Raw genomic sequence first — 21,848 nt, 5'->3', positions numbered from 1 at the left:
CGCCGCTCCTCTCTCCGATTGACATTATTGCACTCCAAGTGCAACGGTGAATGTGCACTCAGAGTGCAACTTCATCCCCGGAGGAATCACAGCCCGATGTTCCTTGCCCTGGGCCGTTGGTGTGCCCGCAGACCGCTCCGCGTCCTCGCCCTCTGGGCGGCCGTCCTGATCGCGCTCGCCTCCGCCGTGCTGCTGCACGGCCGCGTCACCAGCGAAGCCGTGGTCATCCCCGGCAGCGACAGCCAGGCGGCCCGGGACGTGGCCGCCGCCTTCCCCGGGCCGGCCTCCGGCAACCAGCCGATCGTCCTGCACACGGACGCGGACGGCCCGGCGCTTACCTCCGACGCCGCACGGCGCGCCGTCGAGGCCGCGGCCGAGGAGGTCGGCCGGGTCGCGCACGTGGTGAGCGTGGGCACGCCGTACGGCACGCCCGGCGGCGCGGCCATGAGCCGGGACGGGCACACCGCGTACCTGTCGGTCGGGCTGGACGTGACGGGCCGTGACATCACCCCGGAGATCAGCCGGGCGGTCGTGTCGGCCGCCGAACCCGCCCGCCGGGCCGGCATCGAGGTCACCGCGGGCGGCGACCTCGCGGCCGCCGCCGACAAGGGGTCCACCGCCCACAGCGAGTTGATCGGCCTCGCCGCCGCCGCGGTCATCCTCTTCCTCGGGCTGCGCCGGGTGCTCGCGGCCGGTCTCCCCCTGCTCCTGGGCGTCGTCGGACTGGTGATCTCGCTGTCGCTGATCGGTCTGGTCGGGCACGTGCTCGACATGCCCTCCTCGGGGGCCACGATCGCGGCGATGATCGGCCTCGGCGTGGGCATCGACTACACCCTGTTCTGCCTGACGCGGTTCCGGGAACTCCTGGCCGACGGGCACGGGGTGGTGGACTCCGCCGCGCACACCACGGCGAGCGCCGGCAAGGCGGCGGCCTTCGCCGGCTGCGCGGTGGCGGCCGCGCTGGCGGGGCTGGCCCTGGGCGGCCTGCCGCTGCTGCACGCGCTGGCGCTGGCCCCGGGGATCGCCGTCCTGGTCGCGGTCCTCGCGGCACTGACCCTGCTCCCGGCGCTGCTGGGGCTGTTGGGCCACCGACTGGGCCCGCGCCCCGCCGACACGAGCGCCCCGGCGGAGGCCGCGGCCGAGTCGGCGGGGGCGACGGCCGGGCCGGCGGGGGCGTCCTCCCCCACCGATACGACCGCGCCCGTCACACCCGTCACACCCGTCACCGACCCCACCGGTGAGCGCTGGCGCCGCCTCGCCGCCCACGTGGCCGGGCGCCCCTGGCGCTACCTGCTCGCGAGCCTGCTGCTGGTGGGCGTACTGGCCGCGCCGGCTGCGAGTTTGACGTTCGGCCAGCTCGACGCCGGCGACAAGGCCGCCGGTACGGCGAGCCACACCTCCTACGAGCGGCTGGCCGAGGCCTTCGGGCCGGGTGCCAACGGCCCCGTCCAGGTGACCGCGACCCTGCCCGCGGCAGCCGCCGGCCCCACCGACCCGCGCGTCTCGAAGATCACCGTGGCGCTGGAGCACACCCCCGGGGTCGCCGCCGTCGCTCCGGCCCGGATCGGGCCCGACGGCCGTACCGTCCTGTGGCAGGTCACGCCGACCACCGGCCCCGGCGATCCCGCCACCGTCACGCTCGTGGAACGGCTGCGGGAGTCCACCCTTCCGGAGGCCGTCGCGGGAGCCGCCGACAACACCGAAGGCGCCGCCGGAGCCGACGCCGACGCCGTGACCCACGTGGGCGGTCCGACGGCCGCCCAAGCCGACCTGAACTCCCGGCTCGCGGACCGGCTGCCCGTCATCATCGCCACCGTCGTCCTCCTCGCCGCGCTGCTGCTCCTCCTGGCCTTCCGCGCTCCGGTGGTCGCGGCCAAGGCCGCCGTGATGAACCTGATCTCGGTCGGGGTGGCGTACGGGGTCCTGACCGCGGTGTTCCAGTGGGGTTGGGGGGCCGGGCCGCTCGGCCTCGACGGGCCGGTGCCGATCCCGGGATACGTACCGCTGCTGATGTTCGCGGTCCTGTTCGGGCTCTCGATGGACTACGAGGTGTTCCTGCTGACGGCCGTGCGCGAGTCCTACCTGCGCCACCGCGACAACCGGCGCGCGGTCGTGGAGGGACTCGCCGGCACCGCGCGCATCATCACCTCGGCGGCGATGATCATGGTGTGCGTGTTCCTGAGCTACCTGCTGTCCGAGGATCCCGTCGTCAAGATGTTCGGGATCGGCCTGGCCACCGCGGTGGCCCTGGACGCCACCGTGGTACGCGGACTGCTCGTCCCGACCAGCATGGTGCTGCTCGGCGAACGCAACTGGTGGCTGCCCCGCCGACTCGACCGGATCCTGCCCCACATGGACATCGAGGGCGCCCCGCCGGCCCCCGTCGACGACCGGGATCCGACCGCCGACGCCGCCCCGAAGCCCGGCCCGAAGCCCGACCCCAACGCCGATCCGAAGACCGACCCCGACCCGGCGCCCGACTCCGCGTCCGCGCCGGACGACTCCGCACCCGACCGTCTCCCCGCCCCCTGAGGTATCGCCCCATGCCCTCGAAGGCCACCCCTTCCCCCGTCCCCCCGACCACCCCTCGGCCGAAGTCCGCGCGCACGACCCCGCCGCGCCGCCCCTCGCGCCGGGTGCTCCGCGTCGCCGTCGCGACCCTCCTGGCCGGCGCCCTGCTGCTCGCGGCGGACGCCCTGGCCCGTCAGGTGGGCGAGGAGCGGTTCGCCGACCGGATAGCGGCCCGCCAGAACGCGGACGTCAGCTCGCCCGAAGTCACGATCGAGGGCTACCCGTTCCTGCTCGACGCGGCCCGCGGCTCCCACCCCGAGGTCCGGGTCACGGCCGACGCCCGGACGCCCGACGGCATCCCGGTCAAGGCCGCCGTCGACCTGCACGAGGTGGCCAAAAGCCCGGCCGGTTACACGGCGGCCTCGGCGGACGCCGCGTTCACGGCCCCGTTCGACGCGCTCGGCCCCGACGGCGACCGCGCGGTGCGCCTCTCCGACGCGGGAGACGGCCGACTGCGGATGGAGACCGCCGTCATGGGCATGCCGCTGGTGGTCACCGCCGGACTCCGGCTCGACGCGGGCGTGGTCACCCTGCACGCCGAGAGCGCGACCCTGGCCGGCCGACGGCTGCCCGCCGACACCCCCGCCATCGAGCGGACCCTGTCCGCGCAGAGCCGCCGACTGCCGCCCCTCCCCCTGGGCCTGACGCCGACCACCGTCACCGTGGGGCCCGACGGCGTGACGGCGCACGCCGAGGCCGGGCGGGTCAGCCTCGCCTGACCGCAGGCCGCCGGGCCGGCCGGGGACGGGCCGAGTCGGGCCGGGCCGGATTCCCGGGTGCCGCCCGGATTCGAGGTCGTCGTTCGGGTTCGAGGTCGTCGTTCGGGGCATACGCGCGCCGTCCATCACCACGTCACCGGGAGGCGCCCCATGACCACCACCGACACGGGTACCCCGACCCCGTCCGAGGTCCCGCTCGAGGTTCCGTTCGAGGACACGCGGGCCCGAAGCCTCGAAACCGGCCCCGAGGACACCGACGAACGCATCCGGCGCATCCGACGCCGCCTGGAACGCCTCATCGGGATCGCCGCGACCGAGGGCAACTCCGTACGCCCCCTGCGCAACGGTGACGCGATCTTCGCCTCGATGCTCGACGCCATCTCCGGTGCCCGGCACACCGTCGACATGATGACCTTCGTCTACTGGAAGGGCGACATCGCCCGCCGGTTCGCCGAGGCCCTCGCCGAACGGGCCCGCCACGGCGTGCGCGTACGGCTGCTGCTGGACGGCTTCGGCAGCCGCCTCATCGAACGGGACCTGCTGGACCGCATGAGCGCCGCCGGGGTGGACGTCGCCTGGTTCCGCAGACCCGTCTTCCTGTCCCCGCTCAAGCAGAACCACCGCTGCCACCGCAAGGTCCTCGTCGTCGACGAACGGACCGCCTTCACGGGCGGCGTCGGCATAGCCGAGGAGTGGTGCGGCGACGCGCGCAACCCGCGCGAGTGGCGCGACACGCACGCCGAGGTCCGCGGGCCCGCCGTGGACGGCATCGCGGCGGCCTTCGCCCAGAACTGGGCGGAGTGCCACCCCGAACTCTTCGACGACCGCGACCGTTTCGTGAACCACGAGCCCGCCGGCTCGGCCGTCGTGCAGGTCGTGCGCGGTTCGGCCGCCTTCGGGTGGCAGGACATGCAGACCCTGATGCGGGTCGTCCTGGAATCGGCGCAGGAGCGGGTGCGTCTGGCCACCGCCTACTTCGCCCCCGACGACTACTTCGTCGAGCTGCTGTGCGCGACGGCCCGCCGGGGCGTCACCGTCGAGATCCTGCTGCCCGGCCCGCACACCGACAAGCGGGTGTGCCAACTGGCCGGCCGGCACCACTACGAGGAACTCACCGCCGCCGGGGTGCGGATCCACGAGTACCAGCCGACGATGATGCACGCCAAGATCATGACGATGGACGCGGTGGTCTCCCTCATCGGCTCGTCGAACTTCAACCGCCGCTCCCTCGACCACGACGAGGAGGTCATGCTGGCGGTCATGGACCCCACCGTCACCCGCGAGCTGGACGAGGACTTCGACCGGGACCTCCGCGACAGCACGCGCATCGCCCCGGAGCGCTGGCGCCGCCGCTCCGTCCTGCACCGCGCCCGGGAACTCGCGGTCCGGCCGCTGCGCCGCTTCCTGTGACCCGGGGCCGGCGGTCCCGGGCCGACGACCCGGGGCCGGCGCCCCGCCTCAGCCGCCGAGGAGCTCCCACACGGCGCTGATCCTCTGCCGGGCCTCCGTGACGCCGCCGTCAGCCGTTCGCCCGCCAGATCGCGGCGTTGAGGGCCGCGGCAAAGCAGACCCAGCCCAGGTAGGGCACCAGCAGCAGGGCGGCGGCGCGGGACACCCCCGCGAAGTATCGGACCGTGACGCAGATCGCGGCCGCCAGGAGGACGATCTCGACCAGGGCGAGGCCGTACGCGCCGATCCCGAAGAACAGGGGGGTCCAGGCGAGGTTGAGGGCCAGTTGCACGACCCACCACGTGATCGCCCGGCCCCGGTGCGGGGCGGCCCGACGCCGCCAGACCAGCCAGCCCGCGACCGCGATGCCCGCGTACAGGACGGTCCAGACGGGGCCGAACAGCCACGCGGGAGGGGCCCAGGCCGGTCGTTCCAGGGACGCGTAGACCGCCGGCGCGTCCGAGGAGGCGAGGGCGCCCACCGCCGCGACGGCGTAGACCGCCAGCAGGAAGCCGCCGAGGGCGCCCCACGCCCTCGCCCCACGCGCGGTCACGGGGTCCACCGATCCAGACATCACGGCTCCGGGCAAGGCTCGCACCATAAGGGACACCCGGTCTTCCGCCCGGGGGCCCGGATCGGATGCGGCCGGGACCGGACCGGACCGGAGGGGTCGGCCCGGCCCGGTCCCGGGGGGTGTCAGCCGATGGACGCGATGCCGCCCCAGCCTCCGCTGCCGACCTGGACGCTCGGGCCGTCGATCGGGCCGTGGATGGAGGTGCCGCCCTTGTAGAACTTCAGGGTGCCGTCACCGGCGGTGGCCCACATGTCGGCGGTGCCGTCGCCGTTGGCGTCGGGACCGGAGGCGATCAGCGGCCGGAAGGCGGTCGTGTACCCGCGGCCGTACTCGGTGCGGGAGGTGAAGGTCTTCCCGTCCGGCTGGCCCATGTAGTGGTACAGGATGCCGTCGCGGGTGTCGCGGGCCAGGAGGTCGATCGTGCCGTCGCGGTCGGCGTCGCCGGGCGCGCTGAGGTCCATGACGTCCCAGCCGCCCGTGCCGATGAGGATCGGGGTGGCGACGGCCGGGGCGGTGCCGACGGCGCCGTGGTGGATGTAGAGCTTGTCGGAGTGGGTGACCAGCAGGTCGGGCTTGCCGTTGCGGTTGGTGTCGCCGACGGAGAGGATCCGGGCGGTGGTGGGCAGGGTGGCCATCTTGATCGGCGCGCCGATGGTGCCGTTGCCGAGGTTGGGGTAGAAGCGCAGCTCGCCGCCGACCCGCGCGACGACGTCCTCCATGCCGTCGCCGTTCCAGTCGCCGCGGTGGCTGACGGAGGCGCCCGACCAGCCGCCGCTGCCGATGACGACGGGCGCGCCGAGGGCGCCGGTTCCCGTACCGGGGTAGAGGAGCAGCTTGCCGGCGTCGTCGACGGCGACGAGGTCGGGCTTGTTGTCGCCGTTCATGTCGCCGGGTACGGCGGCGGCGGTGTTCTCGACCCAGGCCCGTACGTCGTCCACGCGGGTCGCGACGGCCCCGGTGCGGGTCTCCGTCGCCGGCGTGCCGAGGCATCCGCCCTGCCAGGACGCGCTGGTGACGGCGAGGAGTTCCTGCTTGCCGTCCTTCTCGCGCAGTACGGGGCCGCCCGCGTCGCCCTGGCACAGGACTCCGTCGCCGGAGGCCGTCAGGGTCAGATCGGCCGAGGTGTCGCCGACCGCGGTGAAGGGCGCGGTGTGCAGCCGGTCGGGTACCCAGGTGGTCTTGGTGCGGCCGAAGCCGGCGGCCCGGACGGCCTCGTCGGCGGTCGCGGGGGTGGTGGCGAGGACGGCCGGCTTCACCTGGGCGATGCCGGTGTCCAGCTTCACCATGACCAGGTCCCGGTCGGCGTGCGGGACGAGCTGGATCGCGGAGCGGGTGGCTCCGGCGGTCGTCTGGGTCAGGTCCGCGCGGCCCACGACGACCTTGGTGGCGGTCTTGGGCTTGCCGGGCTGCACGCTGCCCGACGCGTCGGCGAAACAGCTCGCGGCGGAGAGGACCCAGCGGGGGGCGACGAGGGTGCCCGTGCAGGCGCGCTCGGAGTTCCCGATGACGATGCTCGCGGTGTGGGCGTACGCGGCCGCGTCGGCCGGGGCGCCCTGGAGGGCCTGCGCGGGCGAGGCCATCATGCCCGCGGCCAGGGTGGTGGCGACGGCGGTGGCGCCGATCCAGGCTCTGCGGGTGCGTGCGTGTGACAAGACGTTCTCCATGAGGATGCGATGCGGATGCGGGGTGTTCCGGCCGCGCGGCACGGCGGGCGGAACGACGGTCGGGTGCGACGCTCGGGTACGGCGTCGGGTGGGGCGGGGGGTACGGCGGCGGGTGGGCCCCGCCCGCCGCCGGGGAGGACGCGCTAGGAGACGGAGATCTCGACGAGGACGTGGTCGCGACGCTCGGGGTCGGCGGCCTCTCCGACGCCCTTCCACTCATTGGCGGCCACGGTCACGTTCTGCCGGCTGCCCTCGGCGGTCAGCGTCACGTCGGCCTCGTGGGTGGCGTCGCCCTTCATCCCGTAGACCGCCGGTATCTCCACGCTGAGGTGGCCGGTCTTCCCGGTGACGCGGAAGCAGATCTTGCCCTTGGTCCGGGAGTACACCTCCATCAGGCCGGTGGTGGAGGCGCAGTCGGCGAGGACGATGTGTCCGTCGCCGCGCTTGAGGACGATGCCGAGCTCGGTCTGGATTCTCGCGGCGTCCGGGTAGGCGAAGTCCTCCACCGGGTGCGGCGGTCGGTCGGCGCTCACGCCGGCGGCGGCGGCCGTGCTCCGGGCGGGGGCCTCACTGGCGTACGTCGTGGTGACGGCGACGGCGATGCAGGCCGCGGCCGCCGCGGTGGTCGCGAGGACGCGTCGTACGAGCTTCATTGCGTTGTTCCTTTTCGTGCGGAGGGGGTCGGCCGTCGGGGCGGCCGTGAACGACGAGGGGCGGGAGGGGCCAAAGGGACTGGAGGGGCCTACCAGGTCAGCACGCCGATGACCGTCATCACCCCCTCGCCCACGGCTTCCGAGACGATGCCCCCCACCGTGTGGGCCAGACCCGTCTTCTCCAGGTACGCGGACTTCCCGAGGAACATGCCGCCGAGCACGAACATCCCCACCGAGGTGTGGAACTCGCTGCTGTCCCAGCCGTACGCCTGGCCGGTGAAGTAGGCGCTCACGCCCTTGAGGGCCACGGCGACCCCGCCGAGCACGAATGAGGCGGGCAGCAGGACGCCTGAGGCTGGCGGTATCAGCAAGCCGCCGCCGAGGGCGATCAAGGAGGCCCCACTGGCGATCGTGGACCAGTGTTTGGTGACCTTCGCCCAGTCCTTGTCGCTGCCGGTGTCCGAAGGCCACAGGCCCGCTTCCACGTACCAGGGCTTGTCACTGTCGGCGGTCTGCGAGGGGTGGGTGCCGTTCGCCTCGTACCGTCGGGCTTCCTCGGCCGCCTTCTGCGCCGCCGCCACCGCCTCGGCCCTGGCCTTCGCGATGACGATCGCGCGGGCCTCGCCGGCCGCCGCGGCGGCGGCCCGCGCGTCCTGACCGGCCCGCCGGGCGGAGGCACTGGCCGCGCTGGCGCTCGACTGGGCGTTCGACGCGGAGGAGGACGCCTGCCGGGCCGAGGACGCGGCCTGCCGCATCGAGTAGTTCGCGGAGCGGGAGGCGACCCGGGCCACGGACGCCGCCTGCTTGGCGCTCGCCGCGGACCTGGCCGCTTCGGCCGCCGACGCGTCGGCGGCGTCCGCGTTCGTCCTCGCGTCCCGCGCCGCGTTCTCGGCGTCCGCGGCGTAGTCCTGCGCCTTCAGCTTCCACTTGTTCGCGTCGGCGGCGGCCTGACGGGCTTCGGCCGCCACCTTGGAGGCCAGCGCCGCGTGCTCCAGGGCTTTGGCCGCGACCTTCGCGGCGTAGGCGATCGAGGCGCGGATCGCGGAGATGTGGGTGGCGTGGTCCTGGTCCAGGCGGGCGACCTCGTACTTGTCCTGGACGACGAAGCTCCGCCGCATCCGGGCGGGGCCCTCCAGCACGATCTGCGCGGCGGACTTCGTGTAGGGGCCGCCGGAGGAGAGGAGGGCGAAGACCTCGGCCTGGTCGTCGACCTTCACCGCTTCGACCAGTTCGACGGTGAGGAAGCGGTGCAGGGCCAGGGCACTCCCGTCGGCCAGGGCCGCCTCGGCCTTGGCCTTGACGCTCTTGCCCGGGTTCCGGTTCAGGAGCTCGAAGACGTTGACCCGGTTCGGGGTGGCGGAGGCCTCGATGATCCCGTGGGTGAGGAAGTCGCGCGCCGCGTTCGGATCGTCGCTCGCCAGCGCCCGGTGGGCGGCCGCGGCGACCTCAGACCCGGCCGTGGCGGCGATGACGAGCACGGTCTCCCGGTCATCCTGCCGCTCGGCGAGGAGACGGTCGGTGTCGATCCAGCGGGCGACGTCGTGTTCGTCGCCGGCGAGCGCGAACTCCGCCGCTTCCGAGGTCCAGGTGCCCGACGAGTCGAGGAGCCCCACGGCGGCCTTGCGGCCGGCGGTGACGGCCGCGCCCAGGTCCCCCGCGCGCAGCGCCTCGCCGGCGGTCGCGATGAGGTCCTTGACGTCCGCGGTGGCCTTGTCGGCCTGGGTGCGCTCCCGCTCCGCCCGGGTGAGTTCCTCCGTCTCCTCCCGGGCGCGCAGGCGGGCCTCCTCGACCCCCATCGCGGTGTCCTCGGCGATGCGGGCGGTCTCGGCGTCCCGGGCCGCCTGTTCGACGCCCCGGGCCTCCTTGACCGCGTCGGCCGCAGCGTTCGCGGCCGTGAAGGCGGCCTCCGCGTGGGCGGTGGAACGCTTGGCGTAGTCGATGGCCTTGCCCGCGTTGGCCGCGGCGTCCTCGGCCGCCGCCGCGGCCTTCTCCGCGTGGTCGGCGGCACTGTTGGCCGCGTCGCGCGCCACGCCGGCGGCGGTGGCGGCCCTGTTCGCCAGGCTCTGCGAGAGGGTCGCGGCCCGGGCCGCGCGTGCGGCGGCGGCGTCGGCCTCGGCCGCCGCTGCCCTCGCCCGGGCCGCCTGGGAGGCGGCGATGCCGGAGGAGGCGGCCGCGTCGGCGGCGGCGTTGGCGGCGGCCGCCGCGTTCTGGGCGGCGCCGGTGGCGGCGGCGCAGGCGGCGGAGGACTGCCGGGCGGCGTCGCCCGCGTGGACAGCGGCGGCCGCGGCGGTACGCGCCCGACCGGCGGCGTCCCGCGCGCCTTGGGCCGCCTGGCGCGCGGCCGAGGCCTTGGAGGCGTCCTTCGAGGCGGCGATGGCGGCGCCGTAGGCCAGGGAGGCGGCGCGTCCCGCGGCGGCGGCGGCGCCGGCGGCGGCCTGGGCGGCCTGCCCGGCGCGGCCGGCGGCGGACTGGGCGATGCGGGACGCGGAGATCGCCGTATGGGCGGCGCTCGCGGCGCCCTGTGCGGCGCTCGCGGCGCTGTTCGCCGCCTTGGCGGAGCGCCGTACGTCGTTCTGTGCGGCCCTCGCCTCCTCGGCGGCCTTCAGGGCGGCGGCCTTCGCCTTCTCCGCGGCGTCCTTGGCCCGGTTCGAGGCGGCCACGGCCTGCTCGGTCTGCAGCTTGGCCCGACGCCCCTCGCGGACCACGATCTTGACCAACTGGTCGACCGTGGAGGCTTCTTCGTCCCGGGCGCGGGCGATGTGCTGGCCGGAGGCGAGGAACTGACGGATCGCCTCGGGCGAGCCGTCGCTCAGGGCCCGCTCCGCGTACTTCTTGACCTCGGGGGAGGCGGTGGTGAGGATCGCGAAGACCTCGGCCCGCTCGTCCTCCTGCTGCGCGGTGTGCTGGGTCTCCTGAAGGAAGGTGAGCAGGGCCGCACGGGTGCCCGACTCCAGCGCCTTGGCGGCTTCCCGCTTGACGGCGGTCCCGCTGTTGTCCATGACGGTGAAGACCGCCGCCCGCGTGTCCGTGTCGAGGGACTGCGCGTAGCCGTCGCGCAGGTAGGCGGCGATGGCCGCGTCCCCGGCGGACAGGGCGCCGTTCGCGCTCTCGCGGACCGACTTGTCGGCGAGGGGCAGGACGGCGAGCACGCCGAACCGGTTGTCGTCCGCCTTCGCGAGGGGCAGTTCGCCCGTGAGGAAGGCGGAGACCGCGGCCGGCGAGCCGACGAGGGCAGCGGCGGCGGCCTCGCGGACCGCCCGGCCGCCGCTCTTGTAGGCCCATACGGCCTTGCCCCGGTCGGTGTCGGGGAGCCCGTTGATCGGGTCGCCCTCGGCGGCGAGGGCCGGGCCGGCGCTCAGGGTGATGACGGAGGGCAGGGCGGGGATCGCGGCGGCGCCGGCCACGGTGCCCAGGATCCGGCGCCTGCTCCACAGCGACGGGGGCGTCACGGGCGGACCCCGGCGAGGACCGGCAGGGCTCCGCCGACCGGGCCGCGGGGTGCGGAAACGGCCGACGCGCGGTGCGGCGTACCCCCGCTCCGAGAAACGTTTCTTCCTGTGTAACGCAATGCAAACTCCCCTATCACGCCATGTATGGAGGAGATCGCGGCCGATAACAGCCGCTGATCACGCCCGACTTGTGAAGGTGGCTATCGTGACCGGCACACCACGGCTCGACCCGGAGACCGATGGTGCGTGGATCCGGTGTGCGCCGACACTCCGGCCCGGACGACAGCACGGGACCGACCGACCGAACGTCAGCGGCCGTGATCCGGCCGCCGGTTCCCTGCCGACCCCCCACCTCGAACGGCGAGCCACGACACTCCGCGACCATCCCGACGAGGACGGATATGACGCTAGAGCCACTCTTGACGTCCGCTGAGGGCCTGACGCGCCACCGACAGGGTCCCGCGCGCCACGAAGGGCCCGCCGAAGCCGAGCCCGAAGGCCCCCCGGCGCCGATACCCGCACACGTCCCGCTGCTGCCGGGCACGACGCCCGCCGCGTTCACCCGCCTCAACGCGGGCGCCGCCTCGCGCGCCGGCGTCAGCCCGGCCAAGTACGCCAGCCTGCTCGGCATGTCCCCCCGGTACCTGGAGGACGACCGCTACCGCCCGCCGGCGTCCACCAACATCCGCATCTGGGAGCTCCTGACGCTCCACGTGCCCTGGCACGAGGTCTCCCTGCGGATGGCACGGGAGAGCACCCTGGGCGCCCTGGGCGTCTGGGACTACCTCATCACCCAGGCGCCGACACCCCTCGAAGGCCTCCACGACGCCTGCCGCTACCTGGCCACCGTCGCCGACGCCGGCACCGAGGTCATGCACATCGAACGGACCGAGCGGCACGTCACCATCAGCCACGTCAACGCGGCCGACCTGAGCGACGAGGTCGCCTCCGCGATACGCGCCTACGCGCTGGGCCTGATGCGGCAGCGCATCGGCGAGGCCGCCCGGCGCCCCGTCGTCCCGGTCCGGGTCGCGCTCGCGGCCCGGGCCCCCCGCGATCACCGCGCCCTCGTGGACCTGTACGGCACCCGCGCCATCGAGTTCGCCGCCCCCGTCAACTCCATCACCTTCGACACCGCCGACCTCACCGCGCCCCAGCCGCACGCCCCCGGCCTGTCCGACCTCTTACGACAGCACGCCGAACGGTCCCTCACCGACGCCATCCCCCTGCACGACTGGCTCGACGTCTTCCGCAGCACGCTGCGGGCCTCCCCGGACCCGGAGGTCCCCACCCTGCGCGCCATGGCCCAGCAGCTGTCGCTGAGCACGCGCACCCTCCAGCGCCGCCTCGAAGAGCACGGCACCACCTGGTCCCAGGAGCTCCAGGCCCTGCGCCGGGAACACAGCCTGCGCCTCCTCACCACCACCGACATGACCCTGGACTCCGTCGCCCGACGCGCCGGCTACGCCGACCCCCGCGGTCTGCGGCGCGCCGTGCAGCGGTGGACCGGACGTCCGCTCGCCTCGGTCCGCGGCGCGCTCGGCGGCGTCGGCGGCGTCGAGGGCGCCGGGGACACGCCGTCCGGTGCGCGCTCGGGCGGCATTGGGGTGGCGGGCGGCGGCGACGGTGGCGTGGCTCCCGTGGGTCCGGGCGGCCCTTCCTAGGGTCGTCGGGGGACGGCGTACGGCCGGCCGGAACACAGGTGGGTGAGTCGTGGGACGCAGAACGGTCGGCGAGAGGGCCGAGGGGACGAGGATCGACGCTCCGGCGGCCGGCGGCCACCCGCCCGTCCGGCGCCGGCTGCGGCGGCTGGCCGCCGCGACGGGCCTGCTGCTGCTCTGCGTACTGCCGGCGGCGACGGCGGGCGCCGCGCAGGCGGGCGGCGTACGGTCCCCCGCGGGCCCGCCCCTGTACGTGTCCGACTACGGAAACAACCGGGTGCTGGCCCTGCCCGCGGACGACGACGAACAGGTCACCGTCCCCCTCGACGGCCTGGTGCGGCCGACCGGCATGGCCTGGGACGCCACAGGCCGGCTCTACGTCTCCGACACCGGCAACAACCGGGTGGTGGTCCTGGCACCGGACGGCGGGGGCCAGTCCGACGTACCGACGACCGGGCTGTCGCGTCCGCTGGGGCTCGCCGTCGACCCGGCCGGGAACCTGTACGTCGCGGACAGCTTCAACGACCGGATCGTGAAGGTGGCCGCGGACGGCGGGGGCCAGACGACGGTGCCCACCGGCGGACTGCTGCACCCCTGGGGGCTGGCGTGGGCCCCGGGCGGGTACCTGTACGTCTCGGACTTCGTCAACGACCGGGTCGTCAGGGTGGCCTTGGACGGGAGCGGTCAGAGCACCGTGCCGACCACGGGCCTCTCCCAGCCGACCGGGCTGGCCCTGAACGCCGCCGGTGACCTCTACGTCTCCGACAGCGGGAACAACCGGGTGGTGAGGGTGGCCGCCGTCGGCGGTGCGCAGAGCACCGTGCCCATCGGCGGCCTGAGTTCCCCGCTCGGCCTCGCCCTCGACGGCGCCGGCGCCCTGTACGTGGCCGACGGGTTCAACAACCGGGTGGTGCGCGTGCGCGAGACGGGCGGCGGACAGGTGACCCTCTCCTTCACCGGCCTCAACACCCCGACGGGCCTCGCCCTGCCCCCGACCGGGGCCCGTCCCGGTCACGGCGAGGAGTCCGGAGGGGATTCCTGAGAGGAGTCCGGGAAGAAGTACTGAGCGGAGTCGTGGCCGCGCCCGCTCAACCCGCCCCGGGGTCGGGCGCGGAATCGGTCGCACGGTCGGGCTTGACGTCGGGCACGGCGTCGTCCGGAGGAGGGGCGGGCAGGGTCCAGAAGCGGTCCAGGGTGCTCAGTACGAGCCGGCACACCGCCTCCGGGTCGGCGCTGGCCAGTGGTTCCCGGGCGGCGACCGTCCGCATCAGGCCGATTCCCAGCAGCCAGGCCATGGCCAGATCCGCGCGCAGGGCACCGTCCCGCGCGGAGGTCAGGCCGGCCAGTGCCTTCTGGTACTCACCGCCCAACTCGCGCAGGGTGCCCGTCGCCTCGTCCCCCCGGCCGACGGAACGCAGGTACACCTCCAGGGAGCGGTCGGCCCCCGGGGCGCTGCGCGTGAGCATCGAGCGCAGGGCGGTCTCGAAGAGTTCCTCGGGCGCGGTCGCGTGCAGCTGCTCCAGGCTCCCCCGGGCCACGACCTCGGTCAACAGCCCGTCCTTGGAGCCGAAGTAGCGGTACAGGAGGGCCTGGTTGACACCGGCCCGCTCGGCTATCGCCCTGACCGTGGAGCGCTCGTAGCCCCGCTCGGCGAACAGCTCGCCGGCGGCGTCGAGCAGCCGTTGCCGGGTGGCGGCGGCGTTGCGGGGGCGTTCCGCGGGGCGCGCTCGGGGGGATTCGTCCACGCTGCTGGTCCTCTCGGAGGGCCCGTCAGGATAACGGCCGTAAAGCGTCGTTGACCGTCCCGGTGGCCGCTCCTAGGTTGTAAGCAGCTGCTTACAACCAGGGAGGCAGAAGTGACGACCACCGGCACCACCCCCACCGCCTACCCCTTCAACACCGCCGAGGGGCTGCGGCTCGCCGAGGAGTACGAGCGCGTCCGCGACCGACCCGGCCTGTTGCGCGTCCGGATGCCGTACGGCGAGGAGGCCTGGCTCGTCACCCGGTACGAGGACGCCCGCCTGGTGCTCGGCGACGTGCGCTTCAGTCGGGCGGCGGCGGCCGAGCACGACGAGCCCCGGCAGTCCGAGGCGCAGGTCGACAGCGGCATCCTGGGCATGGACCCGCCCGACCACACCCGGCTGCGGTCGCTGGTGGCCCGGGCGTTCACGGTCCGGCAGGTCGAGCGGCTGCGCCCGCAGGTGCGCGCGCTCACCGCGGAACTGCTCGACGGGCTGGAGGCGGCCGGCCCGCCGGTCGACCTCGTCGACCGCTTCGCGCTGCCGATCCCCGTGGCCGTCATCTGCCGTCTGCTGGGCGTGCCCGTCGAGGACCGGCCGCGGTTTCGGGTGTGGAGCGACGCGGCGCTCTCGACCAGCTCGCTCACGGCCGAGGAGTTCGAGGCCAACCAGGCGGAGCTGCGCGCCTACATGGCCGGGCTGGTCGAGCTGCACCGCCGGGAGCCGCGGGACGACCTGATGACGGCGCTCATCGAGGCCCGGGAGGCCGACGGCGACCGGCTCTCCGAGCTGGAGCTCGTCGACCTGTGCGTGGCGGTCCTGGTGGCCGGGCACGAGACCACGGCCTCCCAGATCCCCAACTTCGTCCTCACCCTGCTGGACCACCCGGAGCAGCTCGCGCTGTTGCGCGAGGAGCCGGCCCTGATCAACCAGGCGGTGGAGGAGCTGCTCCGTTTCGTGCCGTTGGGCAGCGGTGCGAGCCAGGCCCGCTACGCGACCGAGGACATCGAGGTCGGCGGCACCCGGGTGCGGGCCGGGGAGCCGTTGCTCGTCGCGATCGGCGCCGCCAACCGCGACGGCCTGCGCTTCACCGGTCCGGGCGCCCTCGACATCCGCCGCCCGGCGAACCAACACCTGGGTTTCGGCCACGGGGTCCACCACTGCCTGGGCGCGCCGTTGGCCCGCATGGAACTCCAGGAGGCGTTGGGGGCCCTGCTGGCGCGCTTCCCCGGGCTGAAGCTCGTGGGCGACGTCACGTGGAAGACCGAGATGCTGGTGCGCGGGCCGCGCGTCATGCCGATCGGGTGGTGAGCGGCGTGACGTGGACGGTACGGGTCGACGCGGGACTGTGCATGGGGTCGGGCATCTGCGCGGGCACGGCCCCCGAGGTGTTCACGCTGGAGGAGGAGCGCGCCCGGCCGCGTGCGGAGCGGGTCCCGGCGCGGGAAGGGATCCTGGAGGCGGCGGACATGTGCCCGGCGCAGGCGATCACGGTCCACGACGGCACCGCCGTGATCGGTCCCCGCCCGGACTGACCCAACCGGACGGGGCGGCCCCACGGGGCGGTTCCCCCGCGCCGGGGGCCACCCCCGCCGATATCCTGGGACGGAGATCGGGGGCTTCCTCGTCCGGAGGGCAGCACGATGCGGCGTCGACACCTCATGCTCCTCGCGGCCCCGCTCCTCGCCTCCTCGGTGGCCCTCGCGCCCGCCCACGCGGCACCGGTCGCCGGGCCGAGCGGGGTCCAGCAGGCGGTGAAGGTCACCAAGGTCGAGGTGGTCACCCTGCTGAAGTCGGGGGAGACCATCACCTGTGACGGCACTCCCGTGGCCATGGCGTTCGACGGGAAGGTCACCGCGACCGGTCCGGGCACGGTCCGCTACCACTGGACCGTGAACACCGGCCGCGCCCGGGTCTCCCCGGGAACGCTCACCTTCGGCGCGGGCGCCTCCACGCAGGTCGCGTTCCTGGTCGTGGACGTGCCCGCGCCCAGGAAGGCGAAGGCGGTCACGGGGTACGTCACCCTCCACCTGCCGGACCAGGGCAAGAGCGCCCGCGGCGAGCAGGTGACGTTCCCCTGCAAGAGGTGAGGCGCGGGGCGGGCCGGCCTCAGCCGGCGGGGTGGTGCGGGAGTCCGGCGACCAGCAGTTCGACGAGGTGGTCCAGGGCCTCCCGGGCTCCCTCGCCGTCCGTCAGGGTCTCCGGGGCGGCGCGCGGTACGGCCCGGCGGAGCTCGATCCAGCCGAGGTAGGCGGCGTACGCGGCCAGGGCGCGGCGTCGGGCGTCGGCGTCGGGCAGGCCCAGGTCGGCGAAGACGCGGGTCAGGTAGTCGAGGCGGGTGCGCGTCACGCGGTCGAGGACCTCGGCGACGGTGGGGTGGTCGACCTGGGCGACGATCGCCGGCTCCAGTCCGGCGATCTCCTCGTCCCCGAGGGCCAGCGCGAAGAGTTTCCGGGCCCGGACCAGTGGGTCGGGCTCGGCGTCGACGTCCTCGATGATCTGCCCGGTCGCCAGTCGCTCCCAGGCCTCCAGGGCGGCCACCAGGAGGGCCTCCCGGTTCTTGAAGTGCCAGTAGAAGCTGCCCCGGGTCACGGCCAGCTCCTTGGCCAGCACGTCGACCGCCACGGCGGCGACACCACCCCGGGCCAGCGCCGCCAGCGCCGCCATCGTCCAGTCCTCGCTGGTCACTCTCCCCTTGGCCATGTTCCATACGCTACTGTATGGATTATCCATACAGTGCTGTACGGATGATTCCTGGGGGAAGGGGTTCACCATGCACACCGACACGAACACGCCGGAGACCGACGGCGCCACGCGCGCCGCCGCCGTCGCCGCCGCCACCGGACTGATCGCGGCGGGCGCACTGCACGTCGTCTGGGTGTTCACGCCCTGGCCGCTCGACTCGGCCGCCGAGTTCGCCGAGACCGTCGTGGGGGTGACGGAGGACCGGCTGCCCTCGGTCCCGTTGACCCTCGGGGTCGCCGGGGCGCTGGGAGCGGCCGGCTACACGGTCCTGAGCGCCGGGCGGACGGTCCCGGTGGTCGGACCGCGGAAGCTGAACCGGATCGGCGTGTGGACCCTGGCCGGGGTGCTCGCGGCCCGCGGCGCCCAGGGCCTGATCCACTCCGGGTTCGCCCTCGGCGACTCCCCCGCCTCGTACCGGCGGCGGGACCTGAGCGTGTACTCGCCCCTCTGCCTGGCCCTGGCCGGCCTGACGGGCTACGTCGCCCACCGCACCCGCCGGGGCCGTCCGGGCAGGTGAGGGCCGATCCGCTGCACGACCGCCGCGAGATGCGCCCGCTCCGGAGGGAACCGCATCCTGAGGGTGCCCGGATCCCGGTTCCGGGGTCCCGATCCGCGACCACACCACCCGAGGAGCGCCTCATGGACCCGCTCGACCGGTACGGCGTCCGACGATGACCGGCGCGGACGCCGCGGCGCGGTGGGTCGTCGCCCCCGACCCGGGGCGCCCCGAGGGCCGGACCTGTGCCCACCTCGCGCAGGTGGCGCCCGTCGTCGGGGAGGACGGGTGCGGACGCTGCCTCGCCGCGGGGTGGCCGTGGGTGCGGCTTTTGGTCTGCCTGGGCTGCGGGCACACGGGCTGCTGCGACAGTTCCCGTGGCAAGCACGCCTGGGCCCACGCCGACGAGACGGGCCATCCGCTGGCCCGCTCCGCCGGGGAGGGCGAGGACTGGGCGTGGTGCTACGTGGACGAGCTGTACCTCGTCCCGGAACGCGAGGCGCAGGACGGACGCACCGCCCGCTGACCACCCTGCGGATCGGGCCGGTCAGGCCGTCGCGATCGCGGCGTCGTGGGTGCGGGACCGCATGCGCGCCGCGTCCGCGCGCGGCGGCGCGCCGAACTGCCGTTTGTACTCGCGGCTGAACTGCGAGGGGCTGTCGTACCCCACGCTGGAGGCGACCGCGGTCACGTCGTTCGGACGCCGGGCCAGCTGCAGCCGCGCCGCCTGGAGGCGGATCTGCTTCTGGAACTGGATCGGACTCATCGCCGTGACCGACTGGAAGTTGCGGTGGAACGCGGAGACGCTCATCCCGAAGGACCGGGCCAGGTCCTCGACCCGGAAGGCCTCGGCGTAGTGGTCGCGGATCCAGTCCACCGCCCGGGTGATGTGGGTCAAGCCGCTTTCCGGCAGACCGAGTTGGCGTACGGCCTCGCCCTGCTCCCCCGTCATCAGCAGCCAGAGGATCTCGCGCTTGACCAGGGGGACCAGCACCCGGCGGTCGCGCGGCCGGTCCAGCAGGCGCAGCAGCCGTACGATCGCGTCGATCAGCTCCGCCGGCGCGTCGCTGACCGTGATCCCGGGCCGGAGCGAGCGGGTCGGGGGCGGCAGGTCGCCCGGGCCCGCCCGCAACATCAGTTCCGCGATGACGGCCGGCTCCAGGGTCATGCCGAAGCCGAGTTCGGGCCCCTGGGCGACGCGTCCGACCACCGGCAGGTCGGCCGAGGCGACGAGGTACCGGCCGACACCGTACTCGTACACCCTGTCTCCGAGCGCGAGCCGCTTGGCGCCCTGGGCGATGACCGCGAGCATCACGCCGGACATCGCGTACTCCGGCTCGGCGCCCGGTTCGGCCCGGCAGATCCGGACGCCGTCGATGGCCGTGCTCAGGTCGGGCCGCGCGTGGCGGCCCAGCAGCTCGCGGAGCTCGTGGAGGGACATGCCGCCATCCCACCACGCGGCGGGCGCGATCCCCGCCACCGGGAGCAGGATCGTGCAAGAACCTGCGGAGATCGGGCGAGTCCTCGCGCGCCGCGCGGTTACGCCCCGGTGGCCGGCTCCTCGTAGCGGGCCGTCAGGGCGCCGCGGGCGAGGGCGTGGAAGCGCAGGTGGAAGCCCACCAGGGCGGGCGAGGCGTCCGCGTCCGGGCCCAGCTTGTCCCGGTCGACGGCGTACACCGTGAACACGTACCGGTGCGGGCCGTCGCCGGCCGGCGGGGCCGCCCCGCCGAAGTCCCTGCTGCCGTAGTCGTTGCGCACCTGCACGGCGCCGGCGGGCAACCCCTCGAAGGCCCCGGTTCCGGCGCCCGCCGGCAGCTCGGTGACGTCCGCCGGGATGTCGAAGACCGTCCAGTGCCAGAACCCGCTGCCGGTCGGCGCGTCCGGGTCGTAGCAGGTGACCGCGTAGCCGGCGGTGCCCTCCGGGCCGGGCGACCAGCGGATCTGCGGCGAGGAGTTGCCCTTCGCGTGCACGTGGGCGTCCGGGAGGGTACCGCCGTCGGTCAGGTCGGCGCTGGTCACCGCCAACCCGGGCACCGGCGGGTGGAAGTCGTGCGGCAGCGGGCGGAGCGGACGGGACAGCACCTGATCACTCAACTTCTTCGTCCTTCTTCGTGTCCTGAAGGGGTGTCGCCCCGGGGATCCGGGGGCACGTCCCCATCCGAGCACGTGTCCGGCGGGAGGCCGCTGCCGGCGGGAGGATCGGGCAAGAACCTGCGACCTTTACCCGGCGAAGGCGGGGGCCAGTACGCCGGCCGCGCGGGCCACCAGGGCGTCGTCGGCCGGTGCGTCCCGCGCGGGCTTGGTCGTCAGGACCACCAGGACCAGCGGGGCCCCGTGCGGTCGCCACGCGACGCCCGCGTCGTTGTTCGTGCCGAAGGAGCCGCCGCCCGTCTTGTCCCCGAGCCTCCACTCGCCGGGCAGTCCTGCCCTGAACCTCTTGCCGCTCGTCGTGTTCGCGCACAGCCATTGCGTCAGCAGGGCGCGGTCCGGCTGGTCCAGGGCGTCGCCCAGGACCAGCCGGGCGTACGTGCGGCCGATGGCCCGGGGGCTGGTGACGTCGGTCTCGCGGTCCGGTTCGGCGCTGTTCAGTTCGGGCTCCCAGCGGTCCAGGCGCGTGACGCGGTCGCCGAGGGAACGGGCGAAGCGGGTGACGGCGGAGGGGCCGCCGAGTTCGCGCAACAGCAGGTTGGCCGCGGTGTTGTCGCTGTGCGTGATGGCGACCCGGCAGAGCTCGCCGATCGTCAGGCCGTTCGCGAGGTTCTCCGGCCGCCCCGTCCACGGGGCATGGCCCGAACGCTCGGTGTCCGCCCGGGTGTAGCGGATGCGGCGGGCCAGGGTCGAGCCGTCGTGGTCGAGGTCGCGCAACACCGCCGCGGCGGCGAGGGTCTTGAACACCGAGCACATGGGGAACGGTTCGTCCGCCCGGTGGGCGACGGCGCGGCCGGTACCGGTGTCCAGGGCGTACGCCCCGACGCGCGCGCCGTGTTCGCGTTCCAGGTCCTCCAGGGCCCGGGCGACCGCGCCCGCGGTGGGCGCCGGGGACCTCGGCGGGTGCGACGAGGCGGGGGCGGGGGCGGCGGCCGTGAGCACGGCGCCGGCCCCCGCGCCGAGGGCGGTCAGGACGGTACGGCGGCGGGTGGGACGCATGGGCATGCTCCTTCTCCCTCTCCCTCTTCACTCTTCCTTCGAAACCTTGCCGATCATGACGCTCGACCCGGTTGCGACGGTTCCGTCCCCTTCGGACCGATTGCCCGTCAGGCGGCCGGCCCGGGCCGGCAGAGCCACCCGTTGACGGCGAATCGGCTGTCCCCGGTCTCCTTGCTGGGGCAGGTGACGGTGCGGACCTCGTGCCACCGGTCGGGCCGGAAGAACACGATGCTGTCGTGGTCCGGGCCCCAGTCCTGCCAGGCCCGGTCCTCCCAGGTCAGGGGCCGTCCGTCGGGGTGCAGCGAGGTCGCCCCGTCGTACACGCGCAGCGCGCCGCCCTCGAAGGGGCGGGGCGTGCGGTGCAGGTAGTAGACGAAGGTGAGCAGGCGCCTGGAGGCGAAGTCGAGGGTGCCCACGTCCTGGTGGGCACGGTAGAAGTCGCCGTCGTTGTGCACGTTCAGGCCGTAGGAGATCTCGCTGTTCGGGCAGGAGACGCCCAGGGACTGCTCCACCCAGGGCAGCACCTCGTTGATGGCGGCGAGCAGTTCGGGTGCGGTGAAGGTGCCGTCCGAGCGGGACCGGCGGAAGGTGGGCACCACGTCCCCGTCCCGGATGGTGGAGGCCCTCATGGTGCCGGCGGCGGTGTCGATGGCCCGGTCGAGGAGGCGGCCGGAGGCCCGGGCGCCGAGCAGGTCGGTGATGCGGCAGACCGTGGTCGGCAGTCTCCAGACGGCGTCCCTGTGCACCGCCGACCCTCGGCGGGGCTGCGCGGCGGGTTCCGGGGTGGGGGTGGAGGTGGTCGTGTCGGCTGCTGTCTGCGTCGTCATGCGGGTCCTGCCTGGAGGGGGTGGGGTGGGTCCGCGGGGTGGTGCGCCCCCCGGGGGGGGCCGGGGGGGCCCCCCCCCCGGTGGGGGGGGGGGGCGGCGGGGGGGCCCGGCCGGGCCGGCCCGGGCCGGGGTTGGGCACTAAGGTGATACGAAA

General features: G+C 74.4%; 20 protein-coding genes. 10 read left to right on the top strand and 10 right to left on the bottom strand.

The annotated features are described in order from the left end of the window. Positions 1-96 precede the first annotated feature (96 nt). From ACZ6ZI_RS20065 to ACZ6ZI_RS20055, 3 genes are all read left to right on the top strand, one after another. Positions 97-2,532, top strand: a complete 2,436-nt coding sequence (locus ACZ6ZI_RS20065) for an MMPL family transporter (protein WP_469522529.1) — start codon at positions 97-99, stop codon at positions 2,530-2,532. An 11-nt stretch (positions 2,533-2,543) separates the two neighbouring features. Beyond that, complete coding sequence (locus ACZ6ZI_RS20060; protein ID WP_469522527.1) at positions 2,544-3,290, top strand: LmeA family phospholipid-binding protein; 747 nt, start codon at positions 2,544-2,546, stop codon at positions 3,288-3,290. Positions 3,291-3,440: 150 nt separating this feature from the next. Beyond that, the gene (locus ACZ6ZI_RS20055; protein ID WP_469522525.1) at positions 3,441-4,700 is read left to right on the top strand and encodes a phospholipase D-like domain-containing protein; all 1,260 of its coding nucleotides are present in this window, start codon (positions 3,441-3,443) and stop codon (positions 4,698-4,700) included. A gap of 109 nt (positions 4,701-4,809) precedes the next feature. On the opposite strand, the gene ACZ6ZI_RS20050 is transcribed toward ACZ6ZI_RS20055, so the two are convergent. The 4 genes from ACZ6ZI_RS20050 to ACZ6ZI_RS20035 all read right to left on the bottom strand — a co-directional run bounded on the left by ACZ6ZI_RS20050 (position 4,810) and on the right by ACZ6ZI_RS20035 (position 11,079). Then, positions 4,810-5,313 carry a TspO/MBR family protein gene (locus tag ACZ6ZI_RS20050; RefSeq protein WP_469522522.1) on the bottom strand — a complete coding sequence of 168 codons (504 nt, stop codon included), beginning with the start codon at positions 5,311-5,313 and terminating at the stop codon, positions 4,810-4,812. 122 nt (positions 5,314-5,435) lie between these two features. Beyond that, a complete protein-coding gene (locus ACZ6ZI_RS20045; RefSeq protein ID WP_469522518.1) occupies positions 5,436-6,965 on the bottom strand; it encodes an FG-GAP-like repeat-containing protein in 1,530 nt (509 codons plus the stop codon). Between the two features lie 155 nt (positions 6,966-7,120). Beyond that, on the bottom strand, positions 7,121-7,630 hold the full coding sequence (locus ACZ6ZI_RS20040) for a hypothetical protein (protein ID WP_469522515.1): 510 nt from the start codon (positions 7,628-7,630) through the stop codon (positions 7,121-7,123). A gap of 89 nt (positions 7,631-7,719) precedes the next feature. Continuing rightward, positions 7,720-11,079 carry an ALF repeat-containing protein gene (locus tag ACZ6ZI_RS20035; RefSeq protein ID WP_469522513.1) on the bottom strand — a complete coding sequence of 1,120 codons (3,360 nt, stop codon included), beginning with the start codon at positions 11,077-11,079 and terminating at the stop codon, positions 7,720-7,722. Positions 11,080-11,498: 419 nt separating this feature from the next. Here ACZ6ZI_RS20035 and ACZ6ZI_RS20030 point away from each other — a divergent pair, with 419 nt between their 5' ends. Beyond that, complete coding sequence (locus ACZ6ZI_RS20030) at positions 11,499-12,743, top strand: helix-turn-helix transcriptional regulator (RefSeq protein WP_469522510.1); 1,245 nt, start codon at positions 11,499-11,501, stop codon at positions 12,741-12,743. Between the two features lie 49 nt (positions 12,744-12,792). Next, positions 12,793-13,782: a virginiamycin B lyase family protein gene (locus ACZ6ZI_RS20025; protein WP_469522507.1), complete on the top strand. Its 990-nt coding sequence runs from the start codon at positions 12,793-12,795 to the stop codon at positions 13,780-13,782. A 46-nt stretch (positions 13,783-13,828) separates the two neighbouring features. Here ACZ6ZI_RS20025 and ACZ6ZI_RS20020 read toward each other — a convergent pair whose 3' ends face one another. Continuing rightward, a complete protein-coding gene (locus ACZ6ZI_RS20020) occupies positions 13,829-14,485 on the bottom strand; it encodes a TetR/AcrR family transcriptional regulator (RefSeq protein WP_469522505.1) in 657 nt (218 codons plus the stop codon). Positions 14,486-14,596: 111 nt separating this feature from the next. Here ACZ6ZI_RS20020 and ACZ6ZI_RS20015 point away from each other — a divergent pair, with 111 nt between their 5' ends. The 3 genes from ACZ6ZI_RS20015 (at position 14,597) to ACZ6ZI_RS20005 (ending at position 16,569) form a co-directional block, all read left to right on the top strand. Continuing rightward, on the top strand, positions 14,597-15,790 hold the full coding sequence (locus tag ACZ6ZI_RS20015; RefSeq protein ID WP_469522503.1) for a cytochrome P450: 1,194 nt from the start codon (positions 14,597-14,599) through the stop codon (positions 15,788-15,790). A gap of 5 nt (positions 15,791-15,795) precedes the next feature. Next, positions 15,796-16,014 carry a ferredoxin gene (locus ACZ6ZI_RS20010; protein WP_469522500.1) on the top strand — a complete coding sequence of 73 codons (219 nt, stop codon included), beginning with the start codon at positions 15,796-15,798 and terminating at the stop codon, positions 16,012-16,014. Positions 16,015-16,122: 108 nt separating this feature from the next. After that, positions 16,123-16,569: a hypothetical protein gene (locus ACZ6ZI_RS20005; RefSeq protein WP_469522497.1), complete on the top strand. Its 447-nt coding sequence runs from the start codon at positions 16,123-16,125 to the stop codon at positions 16,567-16,569. A gap of 19 nt (positions 16,570-16,588) precedes the next feature. Here the strand turns inward: ACZ6ZI_RS20005 and ACZ6ZI_RS20000 are convergent, their stop codons facing one another. After that, positions 16,589-17,182, bottom strand: coding sequence for a TetR/AcrR family transcriptional regulator (locus ACZ6ZI_RS20000; RefSeq protein WP_469522493.1), 594 nt, complete (start codon positions 17,180-17,182; stop codon positions 16,589-16,591). A gap of 70 nt (positions 17,183-17,252) precedes the next feature. Between ACZ6ZI_RS20000 and ACZ6ZI_RS19995 the strand changes: the two genes are divergently transcribed. Then, a complete protein-coding gene (locus tag ACZ6ZI_RS19995; protein ID WP_469522491.1) occupies positions 17,253-17,741 on the top strand; it encodes a DUF3995 domain-containing protein in 489 nt (162 codons plus the stop codon). A 154-nt stretch (positions 17,742-17,895) separates the two neighbouring features. After that, a complete protein-coding gene (locus ACZ6ZI_RS19990; protein WP_469522488.1) occupies positions 17,896-18,246 on the top strand; it encodes a UBP-type zinc finger domain-containing protein in 351 nt (116 codons plus the stop codon). Positions 18,247-18,267: 21 nt separating this feature from the next. Here the strand turns inward: ACZ6ZI_RS19990 and ACZ6ZI_RS19985 are convergent, their stop codons facing one another. From ACZ6ZI_RS19985 to ACZ6ZI_RS19970, 4 genes are all read right to left on the bottom strand, one after another. Then, a complete protein-coding gene (locus ACZ6ZI_RS19985; protein ID WP_469522485.1) occupies positions 18,268-19,161 on the bottom strand; it encodes an AraC family transcriptional regulator in 894 nt (297 codons plus the stop codon). Between the two features lie 98 nt (positions 19,162-19,259). Then, on the bottom strand, positions 19,260-19,814 hold the full coding sequence (locus ACZ6ZI_RS19980; protein WP_469522483.1) for a YbhB/YbcL family Raf kinase inhibitor-like protein: 555 nt from the start codon (positions 19,812-19,814) through the stop codon (positions 19,260-19,262). A gap of 126 nt (positions 19,815-19,940) precedes the next feature. Further along, the gene (gene bla / locus ACZ6ZI_RS19975) at positions 19,941-20,873 is read right to left on the bottom strand and encodes a class A beta-lactamase (RefSeq protein WP_469522480.1); all 933 of its coding nucleotides are present in this window, start codon (positions 20,871-20,873) and stop codon (positions 19,941-19,943) included. Positions 20,874-20,974: 101 nt separating this feature from the next. Next, the gene (locus tag ACZ6ZI_RS19970) at positions 20,975-21,694 is read right to left on the bottom strand and encodes a 2OG-Fe(II) oxygenase (protein WP_469522477.1); all 720 of its coding nucleotides are present in this window, start codon (positions 21,692-21,694) and stop codon (positions 20,975-20,977) included. Positions 21,695-21,848 lie beyond the last annotated feature (154 nt).

Source organism: Streptomyces sp. NPDC103540, from assembly GCF_055584445.1.
Note: the sequence above shows the minus strand (reverse complement) of the source record. Positions and strands in the feature narration are given on the sequence as shown.